The sequence below is a fragment of the Nocardia flavorosea genome (genome assembly GCF_015477805.1).
Lineage (GTDB): Bacteria > Actinomycetota > Actinomycetes > Mycobacteriales > Mycobacteriaceae > Nocardia > Nocardia flavorosea_A.
The window spans coordinates 198,508-223,011 of the sequence record NZ_JADLQL010000007.1 but is presented as its reverse complement, the minus strand read 5'-3'; the positions used below and the strand labels follow the sequence as shown (position 1 = coordinate 223,011).

Genomic DNA, 24,504 nt, shown 5'->3' with positions numbered 1-24,504 from the left:
TCGGCTCACGCTGGCTGTCCTTCGGCTGTGGCGCTCGCCGCCGCGGCCGCGGCGGCCGGCAGCGCGGCGGCTATCCGCTCGTAGGCGTCGTCGTCGAGGGCCGCGGAGACGAACCATGCCTCGAAGTTGCTGGGCGGGGCGTATACCCCGGCATCCAGCAGTGCGTGGAAGAAGGCCGGATACCGCCAGGTCTGGCTCGCCTTGGCGGCGGCATAGTCGAGGACGGGAGTTTCGGCGAAGAACACGCTCACCATATTGCCTGCGAACTGCACCTGGTGCGCGACCCCCGCGCCGGTGAGGGCCTCGGTGAGCAGAATGCCGAGCCGTTCGCTGTTGCGATTCAGCGCCGCGTACACCTGTTCGTCGGCGGCACGCAGGGTGGCGAGGCCGGCAGCCACTGCCACCGGGTTCCCGGACAGGGTGCCGGCCTGGTACACCGGGCCGAGCGGGGCGAGCCGGTCCATCACCTCGGCCCGGCCGCCGAACGCCGCGGCGGGCAGCCCGCCACTCATCACCTTCCCGTAGGTGTAGAGATCGGCGGCCACCGGATCGATCCCGTACCAGCCCGCACTGCTCACCCGGAACCCGGTCATCACCTCGTCCATGATGAGCAGGGCGCCGTTGTCGGCGGTGAGCCGGCGCAGTCCGGCGTTGAAATCGGGCAGCGGCGCCACCGCACCCATATTTCCGGCCGCGGCCTCCGTGATCACGGCGGCGATCTCACCGGAATACTGTTCGAAGGCCGTGCGCACGGCCTCCAGATCGTTGTAGGGCAACACGATGGTGTCCGCGGCCTGAGCGCCGGTGACGCCGGGCGAAGTCGGCAGCCCGAACGTCGCGACTCCCGATCCCGCGTCCGCCAGCAGGGCATCGACGTGGCCGTGATAGCACCCGGCGAACTTGATGATCTTGGACCGGCCGGTGTACCCGCGGGCCAGGCGCACTGCACTCATCGTTGCCTCGGTACCCGAGTTCACCAGGCGTACCTTCTGCACCGGGGCGACCCGTTCCACGATGAGTTCGGCGAGCTCCACCTCGCCGGCCGTCGGCGCACCGAACGACAACCCGTCGCCCGCGACCGCGCGCACCGCCTCGACCACCGCCGGATGCGCGTGCCCGAGAATCATCGGCCCCCAGGAGCACACCAAGTCGACATACTCGTTGCCGTCCGCATCGACCAGACGGCAACCGCGGGCGGACGAGATGAACCTCGGCGTGCCGCCCACCGAACCGAAGGCCCGTACCGGGGAATTCACTCCACCGGGGACAACCGCTTCGGCTCGCTGGAAAAGCTGACTGGAGGCCGGCACCGCCGTACCGGCCACGCGCAGAGAACTCACGGCCTCCAGTTTGGCAGCCCACCCCCGCGGAGTCACGACAGGGTGCGCCATAGGTGACCCACACCGCCGCCCCGACACTTGCCACACCAAATACACCGGGGGTTCGCCCGGAGTGCGTACTGTTCTGTTCCGTCGTGACAACTCCGTGAATCACCGGCCCGGGAGGTCGTTTTGCGAATTGGCAGCAGAGGTTCGGCGCTGGCCGCCGTCTCGGTCGCATGTGGTGTCCTGGCGACCGGATTCGCCGCAGGAACGGCCACGGCGGCCGAACCGGTTGTGGACCCCGAGAACGCGCGGGCAGGACTACGGCTCAACCAGGCCGAAACCGCGGCGCTGGCCGGTGGCCCGGTGCCGGCGCTGGTCGATCAGATCGTTCCCGCCTCCCGGATCGGTGCGGGCCTGCACAGCGGAACCCGTCTTTATCGCGACGAGAACGGCGGCGTGCACGCCTCGCTGCGCCAGGTAATGCTGGAATCGGTCGACAACGGCGGTTCGGTGATCGTGTTCGTCCACGTTCCGGGCGCCCCGCACGGCCGCGTTTTCGATATCTACCAGCAGTGGGACTGAGCCGGTTCGCTCAATCCCGGGCGCGGGCGCAGGATCCGGGCAACCGCGTCGATGACAGCCAGTCCTGCGCCGGTCACCAGCACCCCCGCCAGGAAAAGCCACGGCGCGACGTAGCGGGTCGCGGTGTAGGCCGGGTAATCCGCGGTGGCCGGAAGGTCGGTGGTCTGCAGACCCCGCGCCCAGCACAGGGCGGCCAACCCGATCGCGAGAACCGCCACCGCGAGATCGACAGCCGGTACGACATGCGAACGGTTCACGGGTCTCCTCGCCTATTTGCTTCTCGGTCCGTTACGACTGTCCCGCTACCGGAGAACGCCGATCGGCGCGCGGGCACCTCGCAATAACTTCCGGGCGGAACCGATGCTGCCCGGGCACGACCCGATAATCAATCGTCGCGGGCTGTGTCGCCTGCCGAACCCGGGCCGGACCGGGCGATCGCCTCGGTCAACGCGGTACGCAGCGCCCGGTGATCTTTCGCCCAGGTACGAATAAATTCGCCATCGGTGCGCCGCAGGCCGACGGCGGTGCGCCGGCGCGGCACTCCTGTCAGCTCCCCCAGCGCCCGGCCGTCTTCCCAAGGCTCATCCGAATCTGCCGGAAGTACCGCGGCTATGGACCGGATCGGGGTCGTCTCCGCGCCGTTGCGCAGGAAGCCGTCGGTGACTTCCACACTCACGTGTGTGCGGGCCGCATACACCTGCAGCACCGCGAACCCCGTGATCAGCACGGCACAGAAAAGCAAGGCAAACCAGTGCGGAGTGACACCCGCGGCGAGTTCCACGGCCAGCAGAACCGCACAGATCAATGGGCCGTACGCCACTGCCCGCCAGCGAGCTCCGGGCTCGGTGAAAAGCACCTCTCCGGTGCCGGCCACGGCGCCGGATCGTTCAGACATACCGGAGCGAACCGGAAACCGGGAACACTCGAATCAGCCGACGATGCTGGGAATCAGCAATACCGCGACGGTGAGAACACCGAACAGGATCAGAAGAGTCAGGACGAGCATATCCCGCCGAATACTCTGCGGCTGCTGGATCACCACTCGCATCGTTGCCTCCGATCCCCGGACAACCGGCCCGGGATTCCGCCCTACTGGAGGGGTACCCATGACCACCGGTTCGCATGTCGTCTGTGACAGCCCTCACCATACATGCCGGAATACCGGGAACAAACTCGACGTTCGTTATACGAATGCGCCGCCTACCCGAAGGCGGTATCGAACCGCTGGTCAGGAAGCCGGTCGGGAGATTTCACAACTTTCCGGACGCACCCGGCCCCGGCGGCATGAACCACTTCGCCGCCTCGGGTCGCTGGCACAGATAGATCGCTCCACCCGCCAGCACCGCCTGCAGGATCGATACTGCCCCGGACAGCAGCTGACCGGCGCTGTCCACCACACCGATCGAGAACAGGGCGGCAACGCCCATGATCACCAGCCAGATCCCGACGAAGGTCAGCAGCGTCCGCGCCCACAGTTTGCCCTTGCCGAGCTGATGGACGATCGCGATCCCCAGCGCGGCGATCAGCGCTCCGAACACCACACCGAGTACGGCTCCGATGGTGACGAGCAGATCGATCGTCGCCGGCGCGAACTGCTGATCGGCTGCCTGCATCCGTTCCCGGAACTCGGCACTGAACCGCTCCCGGTTCAGCAATGTATCGGCCAGCGAAACGAAAAGCTGGACCAGACCCAAACCGATTACGCCCCACCATATCTGCCGGGCGGTGACGACATCCGCGGGCGGGTTCACGACCGACACAGCCAGCGCGCCGCCTCGGTCGCCCAATAGGTGAGCACGATATCCGCACCGGCACGGCGGATACCGGTCAGCGATTCCAGTACCGCCGCGCGGCGATCGATCCAGCCGCGTTCCGCGGCCGCCGTGATCATCGAATACTCTCCGGAGATCTGGTACGCAGCGACGGGCACGGGGGAACGGTCCGCCACATCCCGCAGGATATCCAGATAGGCCATGGCCGGTTTGACCATGACGATATCGGCGCCCTGTTCCAGATCCAGCTCCAGTTCGTGGATGGATTCGCGCCGGTTGGCGGCGTCCTGCTGGTAGGTGCGCCGATCGCCCTGCAACGAGGACGCCACCGCTTCGCGGAACGGGCCGTAGAACGCCGAAGCGTATTTCGCCGCATACGCCAGAATCGCGGTATCGGTGCGGCCCGCCGCGTCCAATGCCGCCCGGATCGCGCCGACCTGCCCGTCCATCATCCCGCTCGTCCCGAGCAGATCTGCCCCGGCCTCGGCCTGTGCCAGCGCCATATCCACATAGCGCACCAGGGTGGCATCGTTGTCGACCGCGCCGGCCGCGTCGAGCACACCGCAATGCCCGTGATCGGTGAACTCGTCCAGACAGGTATCGGCCATCACCACGGTGGCATCACCCACCTCGTCGGACAGCGCCCGCAACCCCCGGTTCAAGATGCCTTCCGGCGCGGCCGCCTGACTGCCCTCCGGGTCCTTGTCCTCGGGTTCGGGCACCCCGAACAACATCAACCCGCCGACCCCGGCTTCCACCGCTTCCACCGCCGCCTTGCGCAGCGAATCCAGTGAATGCTGGAACACCCCCGGCATCGAACCGATCTCCCGCGGCCCGGACAACCCATCCGCGACGAACATCGGCAATACGAGATGCCGCGGCTCGAGGCTCGTCTCGGCCACCAGCCGCCGCAACGCGGGGGTGCGCCGCAACCGCCGCGGACGCTCGATTCCGCTCATGGGCCGAGTCTATTGGCGCGCCTTCAGCGCGCGGGTCTCGGCCCCCTCGGCCCATCCATCGGGCCGACGGTCCGGCCGTGCCGGGATGGTTCGGCCCAGCGACAGCAGCGCCTTCACACGCTGGAGAACTTCATGTGCGCGCGGCGGGAGCTGACTCTCGGCCTCGGCCGACAGGCCCACCGGACGCCCCCGGGTCGGCTGGGAACCGCGGCCTCGGAGCCGTTGCACGAAGCGGAAACCGCGCCCTGCGCATCACCCGGCTGCGCGGCGACTCGACGGACGTGACCGGATACACCGATAGGCACCAGGACCGGGCGGTGGCGCGGACCGTTGCCCGATACGGAGGCCGCCCGCGCCCCGGGCATCACCGGCTGCGGCGGCTCTTCTTCCGGGGCGGAGGCAGCAGGCCCTCCGCACGGAGGCGGGCGGCGTGTTCGGCGAGCGCTTCCACGAGGGGCCCCACCTGGGCGACCTCGGGCTGCACGTCGACGCGCAGGCCGAATTCCACCGCGGTTTCCGCGGTCTTCGGGCCGATGCAGGCCACGATCGTGCGGGCGTGCGGTTTACCGGCGATACCCACCAGGTTCCGGACCGTGGAGCTCGAGGTGAACAGGACCGCGTCGAAACCACCGGTCTTGATCATCTCGCGGGTCTCCGCGGGCGGCGGGGAGGCGCGCACGGTGCGGTAAGCCGTCACATCGTCGATTTCCCAGCCGCGTTCGCGCAGGCCCTCCGCGAGGGTTTCGGTCGCGATATCGGCGCGCGGCAGCAGCACCCGGTTCACCGGATCGAACACATCGTCGTAGGGCGGGAAATCGGCGAGCAGGCCGAGTGAGGACTGCTCCCCGGTGGGCAGCATCTCCGGGTTGATACCGAAGGAACGCACCTTCTCGGCGGTCGCCTCACCCACACAGGCGATCTTCACACCGGAGAACGCCCGCGCATCCAACCCGAATTCGGCGAATTTCTCCCAGACCGCGCGCACCGCGTTGGTGGAGGTGAACACCACCCACTGGTACCGGCCGTCCACCAACCCCTTGACCGCACGCTCCATCTGCGCGGGGCTGCGGGGCGGTTCGACCGCGATGGTGGGGACTTCCTTCGGGATGGCGCCGTGGGTGACCAGCCGTTCGCTCATCTCCCCGGCCTGATCCTTGGTACGCGGCACCAGGACGGTCCAGCCGTAGAGCGCCCGCGATTCCCACCACGACATCTTCGACCGCTGCGCCACCGCCTTGCCGATGGTGACGACCAGCGGACCGACCAGTTCGGAAGCAGTGCTGTTCAGGGTGGCCAGGGTGGCCTCGATGGTGCGCTGCTGGCGGGTGGTGCCGCGCACCGTCACCGCGACCGGCGTCTGTGGGGCCATACCGTGCTCCACCAGCGCGCTCGCGGTCTCGGCCAGATGGCCGGAGGTTGCGTGCAGCACGAGCGGACCGGGGGCGGCGGCCAGCGCCGGCCAGTCCACCTCACCGCGCACATCGGCCTCGGTATGCCCGGAACCGAGCGCGATACCCGCGTAGCTGGGCACCGCCGACCCGGACGGCAGACCGGGTAGCACCTCGAAAACGATATGCGACCGAGTGACCGTGGTGACCTCGGCGATCACCGCGTCGGTGGTGAGCGGATCACCGGAGACCACCCGCACCACATCGTGGCCGGCCTTCGCCTCGGCTATCAAGGTCTTGGCGACCTCGGCGGGATCGCCGAGGGCGGGCCGCACGTCCACGGGACGCTGCCCCTCGGCGTCGGCTTCCACTTCGGTGCCGATCAGGGCGAGTACTCCGGCGTCCACATCGGGATCGGTGAACGCAAGGGTGGCCCGGCACAGCACTTCGCGGGATCGGGTGGTCAGCAATGCCGGGTCGCCCGGGCCCGACCCTACGAACAGGATCCGCCCCGGATGCTTCTTGCTGGCTCGACTCATCGGTTGTTCTCCATTGGACTGGGTTCGGTGAAGTCCGGGGCGGTGCTCGTTCCCGCTGCGGCGGTGCCGCTCGTTCCCGCTGCGGCGGTGCCGCTCGTTCCCGCTGCGGCGGTGCCGCCCGATTCCGCTACGGCGGTGCTCGTTCCCACCGGGGTGGTACTGCTCCCGGCCGGCGTGGCGGCCTGCGCGGTGCCGAGCTCGGCGGCGAGTAGCTCGCGTGCACCCAGCTCCAGCAGTTCGCGGGCCAGTGCGCGGCCGAGTTCCGCGGCCTGCGCCGGTGCTCCCACCGTCGAGGCCCTTATCACATCGGAACCGTCGACTGCGGCGGCGCAGCCGCGCAGTGACAGTTCCTCGACGATGCGTCCGTCGTCATCCAACGATTCGACGATTTCGGCGATCGCTCCGACGGGCGCAGTGCAGCCCGCCTCGAGTTCGGCGAGCAGGGCGCGTTCGGCGGTCGCGGCGGTTCTGCTGCCGTGATCGTCGAGCGCGGCCAGCAGCTCGATCAGTTCGGTATCCCCGGCCCGGCATTCGACGGCCAGCGCGCCCTGAGCGGGCGCGGGCAGCACCTGCACGGGTTCCAGGGATTCGGTGACGACATCCAGCCGGCCGATCCGGGCGAGTCCGGCGCGGGCCACAACCACCGCGTCCAGTTCGCCGCCGGTGACCTTGCCGAGCCTGGTGTCCAGATTGCCGCGCAGCGGCCGGATGTCCAGGCCCAGGCCCAGCGCGCGCAGTTGCGCGATCCGGCGGGGCGCGGAGGTTCCGACCACCGCGCCCGGCGGAAGTTCACCGAGCACCATGCCGTCGCGGGCGACAAGCGCGTCACGCGGGTCCTGGCGGGGCGGCACCGCGGCGAGTACGAAACGCTCGTCGACGGCGGTGGGGAGGTCCTTGTACGAATGCACCGCGATATCGATGTTCCCGGCGGCCAGTTCGGCGCGCAGCGCGCTGGTGAAAACCCCGACACCGATGTGTTCGACCGGCTCTGCCGACAGATCGCCCGGTGTTTCGATCAGCACCAGTTCCGCCGGCTGCCCGGTGGCGATGAATGCGTCGCGCACATCACCGGCCTGGGTGCGGGCGAGCAGGCTGGCGCGGGTACCGATCCGCCACACGGGCCGATCGCCGGCGCCGGGTCCCACGGCCGGGGCGCCTTCGCCGTGCAGGACTGTCATGTCGACCGCTCCTGTTCGTCGTCGTGGCTGCCGGGGGTGAAATCGTCGGCCAGGGCCACATCTCCGTCCAGGCCCATCCAGCCGGCGCCGTTGTGTTCGGCGCGGCTGATCTCCATGGGCGCCGCGACGGCCTGGGCCGCTCCCGGTTTCAGTTCGAACAGCTCGCGCAGCGCCTCGGCGTAGCTGTCACCGCCCGGTGTGGTGGCCAGCTGCTTGACCCGAACGGTCGGCGCGTGCAGCAATTTGTCCACCACCCGGCGCACGGTCCGGGCCACTTCGTCGCGGGTCGGATCGGCGAGTCCGGGCAGCCGGGAATCCAGCCGGAGCAATTCGGCCTCGACCACTTCGGCGGCCCGCTGCCGCAGTGCGGCCACGGTCGGGGTGACCTCGGCCATCCGCTGCCCCGCCAGGTATTTGGCGAGTTCGTCGGCGACGATGGCCCGGGCCGCGGCGGTATCGTCGGCCGCCGCCCCCGCCGCCGGGTCGCGCTGGAGGGTCTCGATATCGATCACGGTGACACCGGGCAGCCCGGCCACGGCATGGTCGACGTCGCGAGGTAGCCCGAGGTCGCAGAACACCAGCGGCCGGCCGGTACGGCGTTCGCGATGCGAAAGCGCGTTGTGCGCGTCGGCGAGGGTCACCACCGAGCCCACCGCTCCTGTGCAGGTGATCACCACATCGGCGGCCACCAGTGCCTCGGCGAGCCGGGACAGTTCGTAGGCACCGGCCCTCACACCGTGCGATTCGGCGGTCGCGGCCAGGCGTTCGGCCCGTTCGATGGTGCGGTTGACCACCAGGATCTCGTCGACCCCGGCGCGGGAAAGATGCGCCACCGACAATCCACCCATCGCGCCGGCGCCGACCACCGCAGCCGTCCGGCCGGCCAGCGGCCCGAGAACGGTGGCCGCACGGTCCAGTGCCACCGACACCACCGAGGCGCCGGCCCGGTCGATCCCGGTTTCCGAATGCACCCGTTTACCGACCCGCAACGCCTGCTGCGACAGCTCGTGCAGGGTGCGGCCGACGGCCTGCTGGGCATCGGCGGAGGTGTAGGCACTGCGGATCTGGCTGAGCACCTGCTGCTCGCCGACGACCATCGAGTCCAGCCCGCTGGCCACCGCGAACAGATGTTCGGCGGCGGCCTCGCTGTAGCGGACATAGGCGTGCCGGGTGAGTTCGGGCATCGGCAGGCCGGAATGCGCCGTGAGCAATTCGCCCACATCGGCGAGACCACCGTGGAACGCGTCGACCACCGCGTAGATCTCCACCCGGTTGCAGGTCGAAACGATCATCGCTTCGGAGATATGGCTCGAAGCCAGCATGCGGTCGATCAGTTTGGGCCGATCGGCATCGGTGATCGCCACCTTCTCCAGCATCGCAACCGGGGCGCTGCGATGGGAGATCCCGACGAGAAGAACGCTCATGGTGTGACCACCGATCCCTTGCTGGTTGGCTCCGTTGCCGTATGCGAGGTCGTCTGGGCGGCCTGCGCCGCGCAATGCGACAGCCCGGCCGGGCCCGGCGTCGGGTGCGCGGGCACCCGGCGGGCGATCCGGCCGGAACCGGTCAGTGGATGGGCGGCCGGTACGGCACTGTTCGGTACAACGCCGGCGGCACCGGGATCATTCGCCGGATCGGTGGCGGTCTCCGCCACATCCGCGGTGGTCGAGCCCTCGCCGGATTCCTCGGGGTCGGCATTGCGGACCCGTTCGAAGGACAGCATCTGCATTTCCACGGCGAGATCGACCCGCCGCAACTCGACCCCCGGCGGTGCGGTCAGCTGGCACAGCGCGAAGCTCAGGATGGACTGCATCCCGGCCGCCACCAGTTCGTCACACACCTGCTGGGCACTGTCGTCGGGCACCGCGATCACCGCGATGGTGGGGCGAAGCAACGCGATCTCGCCGGCCAGGTCGGCGGCATCGCGCACCCGCAGGCCCTCGACCTCCAGGCCGATCACCTCGGGATCGTTGTCGAAGATCCCCACCACGGCGAACCCCCGCCGCCGGAAACCGCGATAACCGACCAGCGCACGGCCCAGATTGCCGGCGCCGACCAGCACCACCCGATGACCACCGGACAGGCCCAGAACATCTTCGATCCGGGCCCGCAGCCGGGCCACGTCGTAGCCGACACCGCGTACTCCGTTGGGACCCAGGAACGACAGATCCTTGCGGAGTTTGGCCGAATTGACACCCGCCGCGACAGCCAGCTCCTCACTGGATACGATGGCGACACCGTCATCGGTCAACAGGGCGAGCACCCGGAGATAGGTGGCGAGCCGGGCCACCGTAGCCTGGGGGATGTCCTTCTGCGGTGGTCGAGAGGTGACGTTGGGAGCATCGCTGGAGACGCCGCGCGTCTCATGGTGCTCACTCACGTCCTCGGCTCCTCGTCCGGACCGCCAGACGGCCCGGGATGCTCGGCGACCTCGGCCATGAAGATGCGCCTGGGGTCGGATATCGGGTTGATTCACCTGCTACCGGCGGCCGGATACTCGCCCCGGCCTGCGGTTCGCGTGCCACCACCGTAACTGCTTGTGAACCCATGCACAAAGTCGGTGAAATTCGCCTCATTTTGTGTCGCGGCCGAGCCTTGTACGATCTGCGCCCACAATTCGCACAGGGTCAACGACCGAGGTCGCTCCGTAAACGTGTCTCGTCTACATCGAAATAGCTGTGCTCGCGGCCGTCGAGCAGCACAACCGGGAGCCGGTCACCATATTCCGCACGCAGTGCCGGGTCGGTGCCGGCGGCGACATCCACGTCCACCACCCCGGGGGTCAGACCGAATTCCGCGCACAGCGTCCGCAGCTGGTCCAGTGCCCGGTCGCACAGCACGCAACCGGCGCGGGTCAGCAGTGTCACCTCATGAGTCCTCGGGTTGGTCATAACCGCTATTCAACCCGCCCGGCGGCACCGTTCGCGCCACTGCGGTGCGTCCCGGGACGCACCTGCGGTTAGTGTGGACGTGATTCGCGCGAACAGGCGGAGGTACTGGTGCCGGAACGATCGAAGGTGGGGAAAACCGGGTTCATCGCGGGCCGGTTCGGAGAACTTCCGGTGCGCTGGAATCTGGGGCCGCTGGGGCAGGGTCTCACCGAGCAACTCGCACGTATCTCGCGTAGCCCGTTCGGGCCCAGCGAGGAAGAGGTCCGCGCCAACGTCGCCGGTGAGGCCAGCGCCGACGCCGCCCTGGCACTCCAGGACGCCGAACGGGCCGGGACCGGCGCTACCGGTATCCCCGAGGTCCCGCGCGACCTCACCGCCGCCGCATTCTTCGACGTCGACAACACGATGGTGCAGGGCGCCTCGATCGTGCATTTCGCTCGCGGCCTGGCGGCGCGCAAATATTTTCGCAGCGCCGATCTCGTGGATATCGCGTGGAAGCAGGTGAAGTTCCGGATCACCGGCAAAGAGAACAGCACCGATATGGCCACCGGTAAAGAGAAAGCACTGGAATTCATCGCCGGTCGCTCCACCGCCGAACTCGCGGCGCTGGGCGAGGAAATCTACGACGAGATCATCGCCGACAAGATCTGGCCCGGCACCCGCGCCCTGGCACAGATGCATCTGGACGCCGGCCAGCAGGTGTGGCTGGTCACCGCGACCCCGGTGGAACTCGCCCAGGTGATCGCCAAACGACTCGGCCTGACCGGCGCCCTCGGCACCGTCGCCGAAAGTGTGGACGGCAAATTCACCGGCCGCCTGGTCGGCGATATTCTGCACGGCCTCGGCAAGGCCCACGCCGTACGCGCACTCGCCATCCGTGAGGGACTGAACCTCAAACGGTGCACGGCCTACTCCGACAGCCACAACGATGTGCCGATGCTCTCGCTCACCGGCACGGCAGTGGCGATCAACCCCGATTCCGACCTGCGCGAGGTCGCCAAGGCCCGCGGCTGGGAAATCCGCGATTTCCGCACCGGACGCAAAGCCGCGAAAATCGGCGTCCCCACCGCCCTGGCCCTGGGCGCGGCCGGCGGCGCCGTCGCCGCGGCAGTCACCCGGCGCCGCAACCACTGATCGGTCCTTCGCCGCCGGCTCCGCCGAGAGATCAGCCCATGAAGGTGTTGCGGCGTTTGATGAGGAGTTTGTAGAGGGTCTGCTGGATGGTTTCGCGGACCTGGTCGGTGACCTCGAACATGAGCATCGGGTCGTCGGCGTCCTCGGTTTCGTATCCGGCGGTACTGATGGGGGTGCCGAATTCGATGTACCACTTGGAGGGCAGCGGGACGGCGCCCAGGGGGCCGAGGTGGGGGAAGGTCGGGGTCACCGGGAAGTAGGGCAGTCCCAGCAATCGCGCGAGCGGTTTGAGATCGGCGAGTTTCGGATAGATTTCCTCCGATCCGACGATGGAGCACGGGATGATCGGCGTACCCGTGCGCACGGCGGCGGCCACGAAGCCGCCCCGGCCGAAGCGCTGGAGTTTGTAGCGGTCGGCGTATTGTTTGCCGACGCCTTTGAACCCTTCGGGAAAGACCCCGGTGATCTCGCCGGAGCGCAGCAACCGTTCGGCATCCGGGCGGCAGGCCAGGGTGTGTCCCGCCTTACGGGCGAGCGAGCCCACCATCGGCATCTCGAAGACCAGATCGGCCGCCAGCAGGCGCAGAGCCCGCTGCGCAGGGTGATGATCGTGCACCGCGAGTTGCAGCATGAGTCCGTCGAGCGGAACGGTGCCGGCGTGGTTGGCCACGATCAGCGCGCCGCCGGATTCCGGAATGTTGTCCATGCCGTTCACCTGGACCCGGAACCAGTTCTGGGCGAGCGGTCGCAGGGCGGGCAGCAGTACCGATTCGAGCAGATGTTCGTCGAAGCCGAATTCGTCGACCTGGTAGTCGCCGGTGAGCCGGCGACGGGCGAACTCGGCTGTACGCCCGATCTGTTTTCCGACGGCGTCGCGCAGCAGATCTCCGAACGACCGCGGTGGCGGCGGGGTGGGGGGTGTCAGCCGGTCGATCAGTGAGGTCACCGATCGGTCGGCGGTACCGGCCCGGTCCCGCGCGGGCGGCCGGGGCCGCGGCACGGTGGAGAGATCTTGTAGGCGGATAACTTTGGCGACGTCGTTCATGTATGTGCTCCCGTACCGGCCTTCAGCAGACCGAGCAGTTTGTTTTCTGCGGCGTCGATCCACGCTGGATCGACTACGGGCCGCAACGCTGCGCCCCCGGTGAAGTCGTCGAACGCCTGTACCGTCGTCCAGCGCGGCTCGAACCCGAGTTCGGCGCGCATACGCGTCGTGTCCAGACCACAACCGAAAAGAAAATAATCGAGCTGTTCGGAACTGAAATCACGCATCACCGGACCCATCAGAGTCCGGCCGACGGTGCGGAACACCGACCACGGTACCGGCATCGCGACCCGGCCCGCACGGCGTACCGCCTGAGAAAGTGCCAAGGCTCCGTCGCCGGCGATATTGTAGGTGCCGCCCGGCCCCGCCGCCGTGGTGGCGTGGACCAGCGCCGCGACGGCGTCTTCCTCGTGCAGGAACTGCATCCGCGCGTCCCGTCCGAGCACGGTCGGCGTGATCGGCGAACGTAGTAGCTGCGCGGCGCGCCCGCCCAGGCCGGGGCCGATGATCGGCGCGAGACGCAAGGTGACGGCGGTGATATCCGGCCGCCGCCGGGCCAGGCCGCGCACGAAACCCTCGACCTCGATCATGTCACGGGCGAACCAGCCGCCCGGGGGCGTGCGTGCGCTCATTTCTTCGGTGAATTTGGCGGGGTCCTTCGCACTGCCGCCGTATACCCCGGAACTCGAGCGCAACACCACCCGGCGCACGGCCGGTGATTTCTGGCAGACCGCGAACAACTGCATCGCGCCGAGCACGTTCATATCTTTCATCGCCGGTCGGCCGCCGCCCGACGGCGGTTGCGACAAAATCGCGGTATGTACCACGGTATCGACGTCGTGCCGTTCGAAAATTTTGCGGATCAACGGGTTCCGGATATCGGCGCGCACGAATTCGGCGCGGCCCATCCGGCGGCGCAGCGGCGGGGCGGGGGTCGATACATCGACTGCGACAACGCGTTCGATTTCGGGGTCGGCCGCCAGCCGGGAGACGACATTTCCGCCGAAGTACCGGCTGGCGCCGGTCACCAGCACCACCCTGGGCTTGTATTCGCCGTTCACGTCAGCGTCCACCTGCACCGGACCGTCCCACCTCGAGCATCGGATCCCCCGCTCACTGTTCCACGTACCAGACTAGCGACCGCGTTCGTGAACCCCGCCACCCTTAACGAGGATCTAACCCCGACTTCAGCCCACCGAAACGCAAAGAAAAACCCGCCACCGAATGGTAGCGGGTTTTTCCGGATACGATGCGCGCTCGCGCTTACTTGCCGAGTTTGCGCCGCTGCACGCGGGTGCGACGAAGCAGTTTGCGATGCTTCTTCTTCGACATGCGCTTGCGGCGCTTCTTGATCACAGAACCCATAGGGTGTCCTCGCGTTCTCTCCTCGGCGCGTCACGCGCTCGCTTACGTCAACTATCCGGCCGTACGCCCGGTTGCTCGCGGCTGAACACTCAGCCCTGGAGGCGGCAGCCGGCCACGACCGCCCACGGGCAGGTCGATAACCGCCACCGATCCAACACAGCGAGGGTTGATGTTACCGGCCCACCGGGCGGGGCCGGTAACCGCCTTCACCCGGCATCGAAGTAGGACGTCTCCAGATATTCGTGCACCGCCTTGGCGTGCACCCGGAACGATCTCCCGACACGTACTGCCGGTAACTCTCCCGAATGCACCAGCCGGTACACCGTCATCTTCGATACTCGCATCAGATCTGCCACCTCGGCGACGGTGAGAAATTGCGTCCCACCACCGAGTATTGATTGTCCTGGCGACGAACCACCGCCGCCACCAGCGGACATCTTGTTAGAAGACATCATCGCACCACTGACCTCCGGCACGTCCGCGCCGCCGGCTTCCCCACCGGCGGAACAGACACGCACGTGCTCCTTGAAGCTTAGCGGGACCAGTGGGATTACTGCGACGGGAGTGAGAAAACAGGTTCATACGCTGGGGGTCGTCCGGTCATTCTGCAGACGCACCCTGTTCCGATGAACGCCGCTTCGCCGCGTGCAACGCCTCCAGGAAAGCCGACCGCAGCCCCGACCGCTCCAGTTCGCGCAGGGCCGCCGCGGTCGTCCCCGCCGGCGAGGTGACCGCAGCCCGCAGATCCACGGCGCTCTGCCCCGACTCGGCCAGCATGGCCGCGGAACCGAGCATTGTCTGGGTGACCAGCTGGCCGGCGATATCCCGGGTGAGTCCCAGGCCCACCCCCGCCTCGATCATCGCCTCCACGACAAGGAAGAAGTAGGCCGGCCCCGAACCCGATACCGCGGTCACCGCATCCATCTGCGATTCGGGAACCACACACACCTGGCCCACGGTGCTCAACAGCTCGGTGACCAGTTCCAGTTGCTCACGTTTGGCATAACGCCCCGCGGCGAGCACACTCATACCTTCACCGACCAGCATCGGGGTGTTGGGCATGACCCGGACCACGGGGAAGCCCGCCGGTAGTTTGTTCTCCAGCCGCGCCGTCGGCACCCCGGCCGCCAGCGACACCAGGATCTGATCGCGTTCCCCACCGAGATCGGCTTTACCGAGTTCGCTGAGCACCGCCTCCACATCGTTGGGTTTCACCGCGATAACCAGCAGGTCGGCGCCGACGGCCGCGTCGGCGATCGCATCGGTCACCCGCACCCCGAATCGTCCCGCCAGCAGTTCCGCCCGGTCGGCATGGGTTTCGACGACCACCAGGTCTTTGACGGCTCGCCCGGCCTCCAGCAAGCCGGCGATCAATGCTTCACCGATCCGGCCACCGCCGATCACCGCAATACGTGTCATGAGGACAGTGTCCAACGCCCGCCTCCGCGAGCACGAACGGGCCCCGAACCGCGAGAGTCGCCCGGGACAACGGGCGGGGTCACGCTACGTCCGGGCAGATCCGCGGCGGGTCGGACAACTACCGCTTCCGGGAAGGCAGGAGTGCCAGCTGACGGCTCTGCGCAACCAGTGCGCCGGTGGAGTCGACGACGATTTGATCGGAATCGAACATGCCCTCGCCCACCTCGTGGGTGGTGGCGATGATCCGCAACCAGCCCGGCACCGGGCGCCGCCGCAGGTATGTCGTCATCTGCACCGTCGGTGACCAGCCGAAATAGCCGAGGTTGGTGGGAACCGGCGGGCACATATCGGCAGCCATCATCGCGATATAGGACGCGGTCTCCGGGTCGGCCTGATCCTGCGGCCGCGGCCGCAGCCACATCCGCAACCGGGGTTCGCCGTGCTCGTTGTCGATGAACCGCGCCCATTCTCGATCGAGGAAAGCGTCCATACCGCGAGCGACGTGCACGATCCGGCCCATCGAAGAACCCGGTTCGTAACCGATCGCGTCCGCGGCCGGCTCCACCGGCAGGTCGGTGTGGGTGGGGGTGTACAGCGGAGCCCGGTCCTGGCCGTCGAGATGTCCGAAGGTGAACGCGGTACGCACCAGCGGGCGCCCCCGCTGGTTCAGCGTCACATCCACCAGGCAGATCTGCCTGCCCACCTTACGGATGGATACCTCGTACAGCACCTCCCCGGGCTCGGGCGCACCCAGGAAATCGGTACTGCCCGACAGCGGCGCCATGGCGCCCCGATCCGGTTCCACGGTGCGCAACCAGCGGGTCGCGGCCGCGGCCGAACCCGCGACCATCGTGCCGCCGTGCACTTTCGGGCCGATGGTCCAGATCTCGTCGATGACGCCGCGGTAACGGCCGGCACCCGGCTCATCGGCGGCGAGTTCGGTCAGAGCACAGACCCGGCTGAACGGCGCCTCCGCCTGCACCAGGTCGATATCGGTGCCGGGCTCCGTTTCCGTCGTCATCAATACTCCTGTGTTTATTTTGCGGCGCCTGCGGCGCCGCGGGAGTGAGGCCCCAGGCGTCGTGCTTGCACGACGCGGCCTCACCCCTTCGAGGGCCTCGCTGGACTCGGCGCCACGGTGGTGCTGTTTCTGAGGAGACAGCCTACGGGGGTTTTCCAAAAGCCCTTTGAGAGGTGTGGTCCTTCGCGTCGGGTGAGCACGTGCAGTGTGACACGATCCACAGTGGGTCGGACGAGTTCAGGTGGAGCTGGACCGGGTTTCCGAGCGTGGGTCAGTGCAGTTGTTCGCGGGCGAAATCGAGGGTGCGGGTCAGCATGGCGGCACGGGCCGCGGCGGTGCGCGCTTCCTGGGTGTTGATCTCGGCGACCACATGCCCGGTGAAGCCGTTGCCGGCCAATGCGGCGCATACCTCGGCGCAGGGCTGAGTGCCCTCGCCGGGGATCAGGTGTTCGTCGTGGGCGGCGCCGCGCCCGTCGGCCAGATGCAGGTGGGCCAGACCTCGGCCCATCCGTTCGACCAGAACCAGCGGGTCGGTACCCGCGGTCGCGGTATGCGAGAGGTCCAGTGTGTAATGCTGGAAACCGGTATCGGTGGGGTCGTAGCTCGGGCTGAAAGCGGTCAGGGCCAAGCCGGGACCGCCGCGGCGTTCCAGGCGGCGGATATCACCGGACCGGCGGCCGAACAATTTATCGGCCCGCATCGGGAACATGTTCTCCACGGCGACGGCCACCGAACTCTGCCGTTCCAGATCGGCCACCTGTTCGGCGAATCCCTCGGCATAGCGCCGCTGCCACCGGAACGGCGGATGCACGACCACGGTGTCCGCGCCGAGGGCTTCCGCGGTGCGCACACTGCGGGCGAGTTTGGCCACCGGATCGGCGCCCCATACCCGCTGTGAGATGAGCAGGCAGGGCGCATGCACCGCGAGGACCGGTACCGAATACTTGCGCGAATACCCGCGCACGGTGTCGACACTCTGGCTGGCGGGTTCGGCCCACACCATCAATTCGACACCGTCGTAACCCAATTCGGCCGCATAACGGAATGCGGCCTCGGTGTTCTGTGGATACACAGAGGCAGTCGACAGACCGACCTTGATTCCCCCGTCCCGCCGCCGGGCCGCGGGAGTGCTGCCTGCCATCGTCTCCCTCGCTCAGCCCGCACTGAGTAGAAATGCCAACGGCCCCAATGTCACGAAGACACCGACCACCACGGCGATCACGGTACTGAGGATATCGTCGGTGCGGCGCAGGATCCGCACCAGGGCCACGAGACCCAGGATCACCACGACGGCCAGCGCGAGCGCCGCCAGCGGCTGCATTTCCCACAGCATTTCGAACCCCTTGAACAGCACCATACCGGCGAGGGCCGCGCCGACGCTCTGCACGCCCAGTACAACCCATTGTTTCCGGGGATCCGCCGTCTCCGCGCTGTCACGCTCCCGGCCGCCGGCGGCCAAACGAGAGCGGGCGGCCGCGAGTTTACCGCTCGCCCCACCGAATTTCGCGCCGGCCGCGCCGAGCCTGCCGGTACGCGGGCGGCGGTTGCGCTCCTTGCGCGACTCGTCGTCGGCGTCTTCCTCGGGTATCGCATAGAAATCGGAGTCCGGCTCGAAACCGCCGGTGTCGGTACCGTGCTCACGCGGCATCGGCCCCGGCGCCGGCGGCATGGGGCCGTGCACATCCGTGGCATACATATCGGTGTTGCGGAAACCGTCATCCGCCGCGATATCCGCGGGCGGCGCGCCGGGCGCGGCGAAACCCGGATCGATCGGCGCCGGGGCACCGGGCTGATCGTCGCGTTTTCCGGGACGCCGGCCTCGGCCCGGCTGCTCCAGCGGCGCGGCGGCGAGATCCGGGGTGCCCGGGGGTGTCCGCTGACTCTGTTCGGCCAGCGACCACACCGCGGTCGCGTGGTCCGCGTTCGCCGCTTCGTCCGGTTGCTGCGGAGGTTCCGGCCAGGGAGCGGGATCGGGCAGGGAGCGGGTGCCGCGGCGGCGGCGTTCGAGCTTGGGCCGCGGGTCGTCGGCGGGTGCGGGTGCCGGCCACGCCTCGGTGGCGGGTGCGGGTGCCGGCCACGCCTCCGTGGCGGGTGCCGGCGGACCCAGGCGCGGAGTCCCGCCCTGCGGCGCCTGCCAGGGCGGACCCATATCGATATCGGGATGCCCGAACTCCGGCGCGGCCGGGGCGGGCGCGGGGAACGGATCGAAATTACCCACGTCCGGAGGAAGGCCGTATGCGCCGGCTTCCGCCGCAGACGACGCCGGATCCTGTGCCGCCGCGGCTTCGGCGGCTTCCGCCGCCCTTCTGCGCGCGGCCCGGCCACCGCTGGGCAGTGGTGGCCCGGTCTCCCAGGGCCGCGCGGCCGAATCGGCGACCGGAGCCTCGCCGGCCGGTTGTTCGACGTCGTCCGGTTCCGCGCGCCGTCGCCGGCCGCCGCGCCGCGCCGCGGCCTCATCGGCCACGTACGGCGCCGGCTCGGCCGAGGCGTCGCCTCGAGTCGGCGCCAGTGGGTTGTACACAGTGATCGGCCCGGACATCGGCGACTGGTTCGGCTCTCCGCCCGAAACCTGTTCGCCTGCATAGTCCTGCGGCGAGTATCCGGTGCCTGCGGGCGGATACCCCGCAGGCGGACCGGCCGGCTCCTCGTCCTCGTCGGCGGCAGCGTGCGTACCGCCGTCGACGACCGGCAGATCACCGGTCAGCTCGGAGACCGAAACACCCCGGCCGCCGCGCCGTCTGCGACCGCCGCCGCCGGAGGCCGGCTGCTGGCCGTTGCGGGCCAGGAGTTCGGCCACCGACAGCTGATTGGAGTTCCTGCTCATGAAGGCACCGTTTCGACCGGGCCCGCCGACGTGCCGCCACCGGGCGCCCAACCGTTACCGGCCGCCGCGTTCGGAGCGTTCGTTGTCAGTGGTCCACCATTCATATCGGTATCCAGTTTGCGCAGGATCAGCCCTTCGCGCAGCGCCCACGGACAAATTTCCAGCGTATCGAGGGAAAGTGCGCGCATGGCGGCCTCGGCGACGAGGGCTCCGGCCACCAATTGCTGCGATCGGTCGGCGCTGACCCCTTCCAGTTCCGCGCGATCGGCGGCGGTCATCCGGGAGATGAACGCGATCAGTTGCCGCAATCCCGCACTGGTCAGCGTCCGCCGCACCCGGGGCCCCGCGCCCGAGGGGGCGGCACCGGTGAGCCGGGCCAGCGATCGGAAGGTTTTGGAGCTGCCGACCGCCAGATCGGGTTTACCCGGCGCCATCAACTGTTTGGCCGGATCGACCAGTTCGGCGGCGAGCCAATCCCGCAGTATGCCGATCCGTCGTTTGCTGGGCGGATCCTCGGGCAGCCATTTGCGGGTCAACCGGCCGGCCCCCAACTGCAGCGACAGCGCCACATCGGGGTCCTCGTCGACCCCGCTGCTCACCTCGAGCGAACCACCGCCGATATCGAGATTGAGGATCCGGCCGGCGCTCCAGCCGTACCAGCGGCGGACGGCCAGGAAAGTCAGCCGCGCTTCGTCCACTCCGGCCAGCACTCGCAGATCCACGCCGGTCTCCGTGCGGACCCGCGCCAGCACCTCCTCGGAATTGGTGGCCTCGCGCACCGCCGACGTGGCGAACGCCATCAGTTCCGCACAACCGGAGACAACCGCCAGATTGGCGAGATCGGCCACCGTATCGACGAGTTTCTGGGCCCCCTCGGCCGTGATCCGGCCGGCATCGTCCATGCCTTCCGAAAGCCGCAGCGATTCCTTCGTCGAACTCATCGGCATGGGATGACCACCCCGGTGCGCGTCCACCACCAGTAGGTGAACGGTGTTGCTGCCGACATCGAGGACACCTAGACGCACCCCGAACACGGTACTTGGTCTACCTGAACAGCAATCGACCTGGTCGTGGTGTTAGCGTTAGGGGTTGTGACGTCTGGCGCAGCCACGAACGACTCAGTGCCCGCCCCCACCGGGCACCCCGCGACCGATCTTCCGATGCCGAAGATGCGGCCGAGCCGCGAAGTGCCGCTCGATTTTCCCCGGGAATGGCTGGAGTTCGTGGATCCGGCCGACGACGAACACCTGATCGCGGCCGATCTGACCTGGCTGCTCTCGCACTGGACCTGCGTTTTCGGCACCCCCGCCTGTCAAGGCATCCTCGCCGAGCAACCCGATGCCGGCTGCTGCACCCACGGGGCGTTCCTTTCCGACGACGACGATCGCAAACGGCTGCGCAAAGCGGTGAAGATGCTGACCCCCGACGATTGGCAGCTGATGGACCGGGCGCGCAACGACAAGGGCAAGATCGGCCGGAAGTCCTACCTGGAAACCGACGAGCTCGACGGCGAGACCGCCGAACGGACGCGGCGCATCGACGACGCCTGCATCTTCCTCAACCGCCCGGATTTCCCGGGCGGGGCGGGATGCGCCCTGCATATCATGGCCGTCCGCCGGGGCCTGGAGCCGCATACCGTCAAGCCCGACGTCTGCTGGCAGCTCCCGATCCGCCGGACCCAAGAGTGGGTGACCCGGCCGGACGGCGTGCAGATCCTGCGGACGGTGCTCACCGAATACGATCGGCGCGGCTGGGGGCCCGGCGGAATCGACCTCGACTGGTACTGCTCCGGATCACCCGACGCGCATATCGGGGAACGTCCGGTCTGGCAGGCCTACCGGGCCGAACTCGTCGAACTGCTCGGCGAACCCGCCTATCGGGAGCTGGAACGGCAGCTGCGGCGCCGCGAGGGGACCCCGGTCATCGCCGAGCACCCCGCGACCACCCAGGCCCGCCGCAAGGCCCGGGCGCGTCACAACGGTTTCCAGCCGGCGCCCGATAAAATCCGGGGACTCGAGTAGCGATAACTCCCACCCCCGGAGGCCGCGCCATGAAAATCGGGCGATTCGCTGCATTCCGCACCAGGACCGTTCGCCCCGATCGAAAACCCCCCACCTACTCGGGCGGGCACAGGCCGCGCAGTGCCGCGGTCGTTCCCGGTAAATCCTCTCTGTCGCGCCGTCCGCCAGGAGAAGGCCGCCGGGTTCGGCCGGCTCGCACACTACGGCCGCAGGCGTGGCGGCCCGAAACGCTCCGGTCGGCCGGTCGGACAGCCCGCACTGTCCGGGCGGTTGCCGCACCCCGCGTTTTCTGCACGGCCGTGCTCATCGCGGCGGGCCTGACCGCGGCCTCGGCGGGCGCGTACGCACAACCCGGCCCGGACCCTCATCAGTTCTCCGACCGCAGCACCGAATTCGTTCCGCTCGGTGCCCCCAACGCGCTGGCCGCCCGCGATACCGGCAAACAACTGGTACTCAGCCCACACGGAACCCGGCGCAGTATCGTCTGCCGCGGTAACGGCACCACCGTGCCGCTCTACGACTGCAGCCAGGAAGACGGCCTGGGCTGGGCACCCCTGCACCGGACAGAGACGCCCGTGGGCGAGGTCTGGATCTACTTCCCCTGACAGCGTGTCCGGCAACCCGGCAGGCCAGCGGGCACCGCACTTCCGGGCTGCAAAACCCCTTGCCGCGCCTTGCTCGGCGAGCCGATTCACAGACATGCGCTGAGCGCCCCGACATGACCACTGCGCAATCGGCCCCCTCGCTCGCGGCTGCGTTTCCTCAGGCCCGGGGACGCATTCCGTGGCGACCGCCACCCCGAGTTCTGCCCACTCGGGCATTGCGCTCGGCCCGACTGCGGTTCCTTCGTGGCGACGCGCCGCCGCCTGCGGGCTCCGGGCTCGGTCGAGCTGTGGTCCCGAGCGAGAGAGTCCTGCTCCGACGCGCAGCGCGTCCCGGAAGGGCCTCAGGCTTCCAGCTTGTAACCGAGACCGCGCACGGTCACCAGGTGTTCGGGCCGCGCCGGATCGGACTCGATCTTCGACCGCAGCCGTTTGACATGCACATCGAGGGTTTTGGTGTCACCGACGTAGTCCGCGCCCCACACCCGGTCGATCAACTGGCCACGGGTGAGTACCCGGCCGGAGTTGCGGAGCAGGTATTCGAGCAGGTCGAACTCCTTCAACGGCAGGGTCACCGGGTTGCCGTTCACCAGCACCGTGTGCCGGTCCACATCCATCCGCACCGGCCCCGCCTCCAGCACACCGTTCTCACTACCGGCGTCCAGTTCGTCGCCGGCGCCGCGGCGCAGCACTGCCCGGATCCGGGCGATCAGTTCCCGCGCCGAATACGGTTTGGTGACGTAGTCGTCGGCACCGAGTTCCAGTCCGACCACCTTGTCGATCTCGCTGTCGCGGGCGGTGACCATGATCACCGGGACGCCGCTGCGAGTGCGCAACTGTTTGCAGACATCGGTACCGCTCATCCCGGGCAGCATCAGGTCCAGCAGGACGATATCGGCGCCGGAGCGGTCGAACTCGGCGAGCGCCGAGGGGCCGTCGCCCACGACCGTGACCTCGAAACCTTCCTTGCGCAGCAAGAAGGCGAGCGGGTCGGCCAGCGATTCCTCGTCCTCGACGATCAACACACTCGTCATCTGCGTGCCTCCACACCATTCGATCGGCCCGGGCCGGGCGGCCGCGGGCTGGGTTCTCTTTTCGTCAACGCGGACAGACCGGCGGCGTCGTTACCGTCGGTCTCCTGGTGCGCGGGTATGCGCAGGGTGAATGTCGAGCCGGTGCCGAGCTTGCTCCACAGCGTGATCTCCCCGTTGTGGTTGGCGGCGACATGTTTCACGATGGCCAGGCCGAGGCCGGTTCCCCCGGTCGCGCGGGACCGTGCTTTATCGGATCGGAAGAAACGTTCGAATACGCGTTCCTGGTCGTCCTTGGCGATCCCGATCCCCCGGTCGGTGACGGCCATCGCCACATAGTCGCCGCGGATCGACCGGCTGACCGAAACATGCGAACCGCGCGGGGAATAGGCGATGGCGTTCTCCACCAGGTTCGACAGCGCGGTGATGAGCAGGGTTTCGTCGCCGCGGACCTCGAGCCCGCTGGGCCGGTCGGTGCTGACCGTGATGCCCGCGGCTTCGGCGGCCGTACGGGACCGGTCCACCGCCTGGTTGACGACCGTATCGACATCGACGACCTCGAGCTCTGGCAGTTTCTCCGCCCCTTGCAGTCGCGACAGGGCGATCAACTCGGTGACCATCTTCCCGAGGCGGCTGGATTCGGCCAGGACGCGCTCGCCGAAATGCCGGACGGCCTCGGGATCGTCGGCCGATTCCAGCAGCGCCTCGGCCAGCAGGCTCATCGCGCCGACCGGGGTTTTGAGCTCATGGCTCACATTGGCGACGAAATCGCGGCGGGTGGCTTCCATCCGCGCCTGTTCGGAATCGTCGTCGGCGAACAGGACGGTGAAACTGGTCTCCTCCGGCGAGAGCGGCCGGGCCAGCCCCCGCACCGCGATCCGGCCCCGCCCCGGTGTGGGTTTCTCGGCGGTGAGATCGAACTCCGCCGATTCGGCGGTGGCCAGCACCTTCTCCACCGCTTCCCAGGCGCGTTCGTCGAGCAGCCGGTTGCGCACCAGACCGAGTTCCTCGGCGCGCGGATTGACGAGCACGACATCGCGGTACTCGTCCACGACCGCGATACCGCTTTCCGAGGCGAGCACGATCAGATCGAGGACCTGGGACATGGTGAGACCGGAGTCGGCTTGGCGACGTTGCGCCGTCCGGGCGTTCACATACGGGATCACCAGTCCACCGACGGCCAGTCCGACGACAGCCGCCAGGACTGCCAGCAGTACGGCCTGGGGAACGCTCACACCAAGAATCGTACGGTCGACGACGCGTAAACAAACCCGGGGTCGGTGAAGTTTCACGCAGGTCACGGGCGATTACGGCGGTGTTCGCCGGGCGTTTACGCATTGTTGGGCGAGGGCCGGGTTTCGAATCGATCCGGGCGTGTCAGCCCCCGATCCACGACGAACCCCGTTGC

General features: G+C 68.3%; 25 protein-coding genes. 4 read left to right on the top strand and 21 right to left on the bottom strand.

What is annotated here, in order from left to right; all coding sequences use genetic code 11:
• Window positions 1–5: 5 nt before the first annotated feature.
• Window positions 6–1,340 (bottom strand): glutamate-1-semialdehyde 2,1-aminomutase, encoded by a 1,335-nt coding sequence (gene hemL / locus IU448_RS27080; protein WP_416383050.1) that lies wholly within the window; start codon window positions 1,338–1,340, stop codon window positions 6–8.
• A gap of 171 nt (window positions 1,341–1,511) precedes the next feature.
• Here hemL and IU448_RS27075 point away from each other — a divergent pair, with 171 nt between their 5' ends.
• Complete coding sequence (locus IU448_RS27075) at window positions 1,512–1,907, top strand: hypothetical protein (protein WP_228814384.1); 396 nt, start codon at window positions 1,512–1,514, stop codon at window positions 1,905–1,907.
• Here the strand turns inward: IU448_RS27075 and IU448_RS27070 are convergent.
• The 9 genes from IU448_RS27070 to IU448_RS27030 form a co-directional block, all read right to left on the bottom strand.
• Window positions 1,889–2,164: a hypothetical protein gene (locus IU448_RS27070; RefSeq protein WP_195058530.1), complete on the bottom strand. Its 276-nt coding sequence runs from the start codon at window positions 2,162–2,164 to the stop codon at window positions 1,889–1,891. The genes IU448_RS27075 and IU448_RS27070 overlap by 19 nt on opposite strands.
• Window positions 2,165–2,292: 128 nt before the next feature.
• Window positions 2,293–2,802, bottom strand: a complete 510-nt coding sequence (locus tag IU448_RS27065) for a hypothetical protein (protein ID WP_195058529.1) — start codon at window positions 2,800–2,802, stop codon at window positions 2,293–2,295.
• A gap of 355 nt (window positions 2,803–3,157) precedes the next feature.
• Window positions 3,158–3,667, bottom strand: a complete 510-nt coding sequence (locus IU448_RS27060; RefSeq protein WP_195058528.1) for a hypothetical protein — start codon at window positions 3,665–3,667, stop codon at window positions 3,158–3,160.
• Entirely contained in the window at window positions 3,655–4,638 is a 984-nt protein-coding gene (gene hemB / locus IU448_RS27055) for a porphobilinogen synthase (RefSeq protein ID WP_195058527.1), read from the bottom strand. The genes IU448_RS27060 and hemB overlap by 13 nt, the downstream gene beginning before the upstream one ends.
• 364 nt (window positions 4,639–5,002) lie before the next feature.
• Window positions 5,003–6,565 (bottom strand): uroporphyrinogen-III synthase, encoded by a 1,563-nt coding sequence (locus tag IU448_RS27050; RefSeq protein ID WP_195058526.1) that lies wholly within the window; start codon window positions 6,563–6,565, stop codon window positions 5,003–5,005.
• On the bottom strand, window positions 6,562–7,743 hold the full coding sequence (gene hemC / locus IU448_RS27045; protein WP_228814382.1) for a hydroxymethylbilane synthase: 1,182 nt from the start codon (window positions 7,741–7,743) through the stop codon (window positions 6,562–6,564). The genes IU448_RS27050 and hemC overlap by 4 nt, the downstream gene beginning before the upstream one ends.
• Window positions 7,740–9,167, bottom strand: coding sequence for a glutamyl-tRNA reductase (locus IU448_RS27040; protein ID WP_195058525.1), 1,428 nt, complete (start codon window positions 9,165–9,167; stop codon window positions 7,740–7,742). Before IU448_RS27040 ends, hemC begins: the two co-directional genes overlap by 4 nt.
• Window positions 9,164–10,123 (bottom strand): redox-sensing transcriptional repressor Rex, encoded by a 960-nt coding sequence (locus IU448_RS27035; RefSeq protein ID WP_280456619.1) that lies wholly within the window; start codon window positions 10,121–10,123, stop codon window positions 9,164–9,166. The genes IU448_RS27040 and IU448_RS27035 overlap by 4 nt, the downstream gene beginning before the upstream one ends.
• 247 nt (window positions 10,124–10,370) lie before the next feature.
• Window positions 10,371–10,634, bottom strand: a complete 264-nt coding sequence (locus IU448_RS27030; RefSeq protein WP_195058524.1) for a glutaredoxin family protein — start codon at window positions 10,632–10,634, stop codon at window positions 10,371–10,373.
• 108 nt (window positions 10,635–10,742) lie between these two features.
• Here IU448_RS27030 and IU448_RS27025 point away from each other — a divergent pair, with 108 nt between their 5' ends.
• A complete protein-coding gene (locus tag IU448_RS27025) occupies window positions 10,743–11,768 on the top strand; it encodes an HAD family hydrolase (protein WP_416383049.1) in 1,026 nt (341 codons plus the stop codon).
• A 31-nt stretch (window positions 11,769–11,799) separates the two neighbouring features.
• Here the strand turns inward: IU448_RS27025 and IU448_RS27020 are convergent, their stop codons facing one another.
• The 9 genes from IU448_RS27020 to IU448_RS26980 form a co-directional block, all read right to left on the bottom strand.
• Window positions 11,800–12,813, bottom strand: a complete 1,014-nt coding sequence (locus tag IU448_RS27020; protein WP_195058523.1) for a lysophospholipid acyltransferase family protein — start codon at window positions 12,811–12,813, stop codon at window positions 11,800–11,802.
• Complete coding sequence (locus IU448_RS27015; RefSeq protein ID WP_280456618.1) at window positions 12,810–13,892, bottom strand: NAD-dependent epimerase/dehydratase family protein; 1,083 nt, start codon at window positions 13,890–13,892, stop codon at window positions 12,810–12,812. Before IU448_RS27015 ends, IU448_RS27020 begins: the two co-directional genes overlap by 4 nt.
• Window positions 13,893–14,076: 184 nt before the next feature.
• Window positions 14,077–14,178, bottom strand: coding sequence for a 30S ribosomal protein bS22 (locus IU448_RS27010; RefSeq protein WP_003402602.1), 102 nt, complete (start codon window positions 14,176–14,178; stop codon window positions 14,077–14,079).
• Between the two features lie 206 nt (window positions 14,179–14,384).
• Window positions 14,385–14,615, bottom strand: a complete 231-nt coding sequence (locus IU448_RS27005; protein ID WP_086007797.1) for a helix-turn-helix domain-containing protein — start codon at window positions 14,613–14,615, stop codon at window positions 14,385–14,387.
• A 163-nt stretch (window positions 14,616–14,778) separates the two neighbouring features.
• Complete coding sequence (gene proC / locus IU448_RS27000; RefSeq protein WP_195058522.1) at window positions 14,779–15,597, bottom strand: pyrroline-5-carboxylate reductase; 819 nt, start codon at window positions 15,595–15,597, stop codon at window positions 14,779–14,781.
• A gap of 118 nt (window positions 15,598–15,715) precedes the next feature.
• On the bottom strand, window positions 15,716–16,618 hold the full coding sequence (locus IU448_RS26995; RefSeq protein WP_195058521.1) for a thioesterase family protein: 903 nt from the start codon (window positions 16,616–16,618) through the stop codon (window positions 15,716–15,718).
• Window positions 16,619–16,889: 271 nt separating this feature from the next.
• Window positions 16,890–17,759 (bottom strand): sugar phosphate isomerase/epimerase family protein, encoded by an 870-nt coding sequence (locus IU448_RS26990; RefSeq protein ID WP_195058520.1) that lies wholly within the window; start codon window positions 17,757–17,759, stop codon window positions 16,890–16,892.
• A 12-nt stretch (window positions 17,760–17,771) separates the two neighbouring features.
• The gene (locus IU448_RS26985) at window positions 17,772–19,442 is read right to left on the bottom strand and encodes a hypothetical protein (RefSeq protein WP_195058519.1); all 1,671 of its coding nucleotides are present in this window, start codon (window positions 19,440–19,442) and stop codon (window positions 17,772–17,774) included.
• The gene (locus IU448_RS26980) at window positions 19,439–20,467 is read right to left on the bottom strand and encodes a Ppx/GppA phosphatase family protein (protein WP_195058518.1); all 1,029 of its coding nucleotides are present in this window, start codon (window positions 20,465–20,467) and stop codon (window positions 19,439–19,441) included. The genes IU448_RS26985 and IU448_RS26980 overlap by 4 nt, the downstream gene beginning before the upstream one ends.
• Before the next feature lie 144 nt (window positions 20,468–20,611).
• On the opposite strand from IU448_RS26980, the gene IU448_RS26975 reads away from it, so the two are divergent.
• On the top strand, window positions 20,612–21,463 hold the full coding sequence (locus tag IU448_RS26975; RefSeq protein WP_195058655.1) for a hypothetical protein: 852 nt from the start codon (window positions 20,612–20,614) through the stop codon (window positions 21,461–21,463).
• A gap of 299 nt (window positions 21,464–21,762) precedes the next feature.
• Window positions 21,763–22,068, top strand: coding sequence for a hypothetical protein (locus IU448_RS26970; protein WP_195058517.1), 306 nt, complete (start codon window positions 21,763–21,765; stop codon window positions 22,066–22,068).
• 341 nt (window positions 22,069–22,409) lie between these two features.
• On the opposite strand, the gene IU448_RS26965 is transcribed toward IU448_RS26970, so the two are convergent.
• Together IU448_RS26965 and IU448_RS26960 are read right to left on the bottom strand one after the other, a co-directional pair.
• Complete coding sequence (locus IU448_RS26965; RefSeq protein ID WP_195058516.1) at window positions 22,410–23,099, bottom strand: response regulator transcription factor; 690 nt, start codon at window positions 23,097–23,099, stop codon at window positions 22,410–22,412.
• Window positions 23,096–24,331 (bottom strand): sensor histidine kinase, encoded by a 1,236-nt coding sequence (locus IU448_RS26960; RefSeq protein WP_195058515.1) that lies wholly within the window; start codon window positions 24,329–24,331, stop codon window positions 23,096–23,098. Before IU448_RS26960 ends, IU448_RS26965 begins: the two co-directional genes overlap by 4 nt.
• Between the last annotated feature and the right edge of the window lie 173 nt (window positions 24,332–24,504).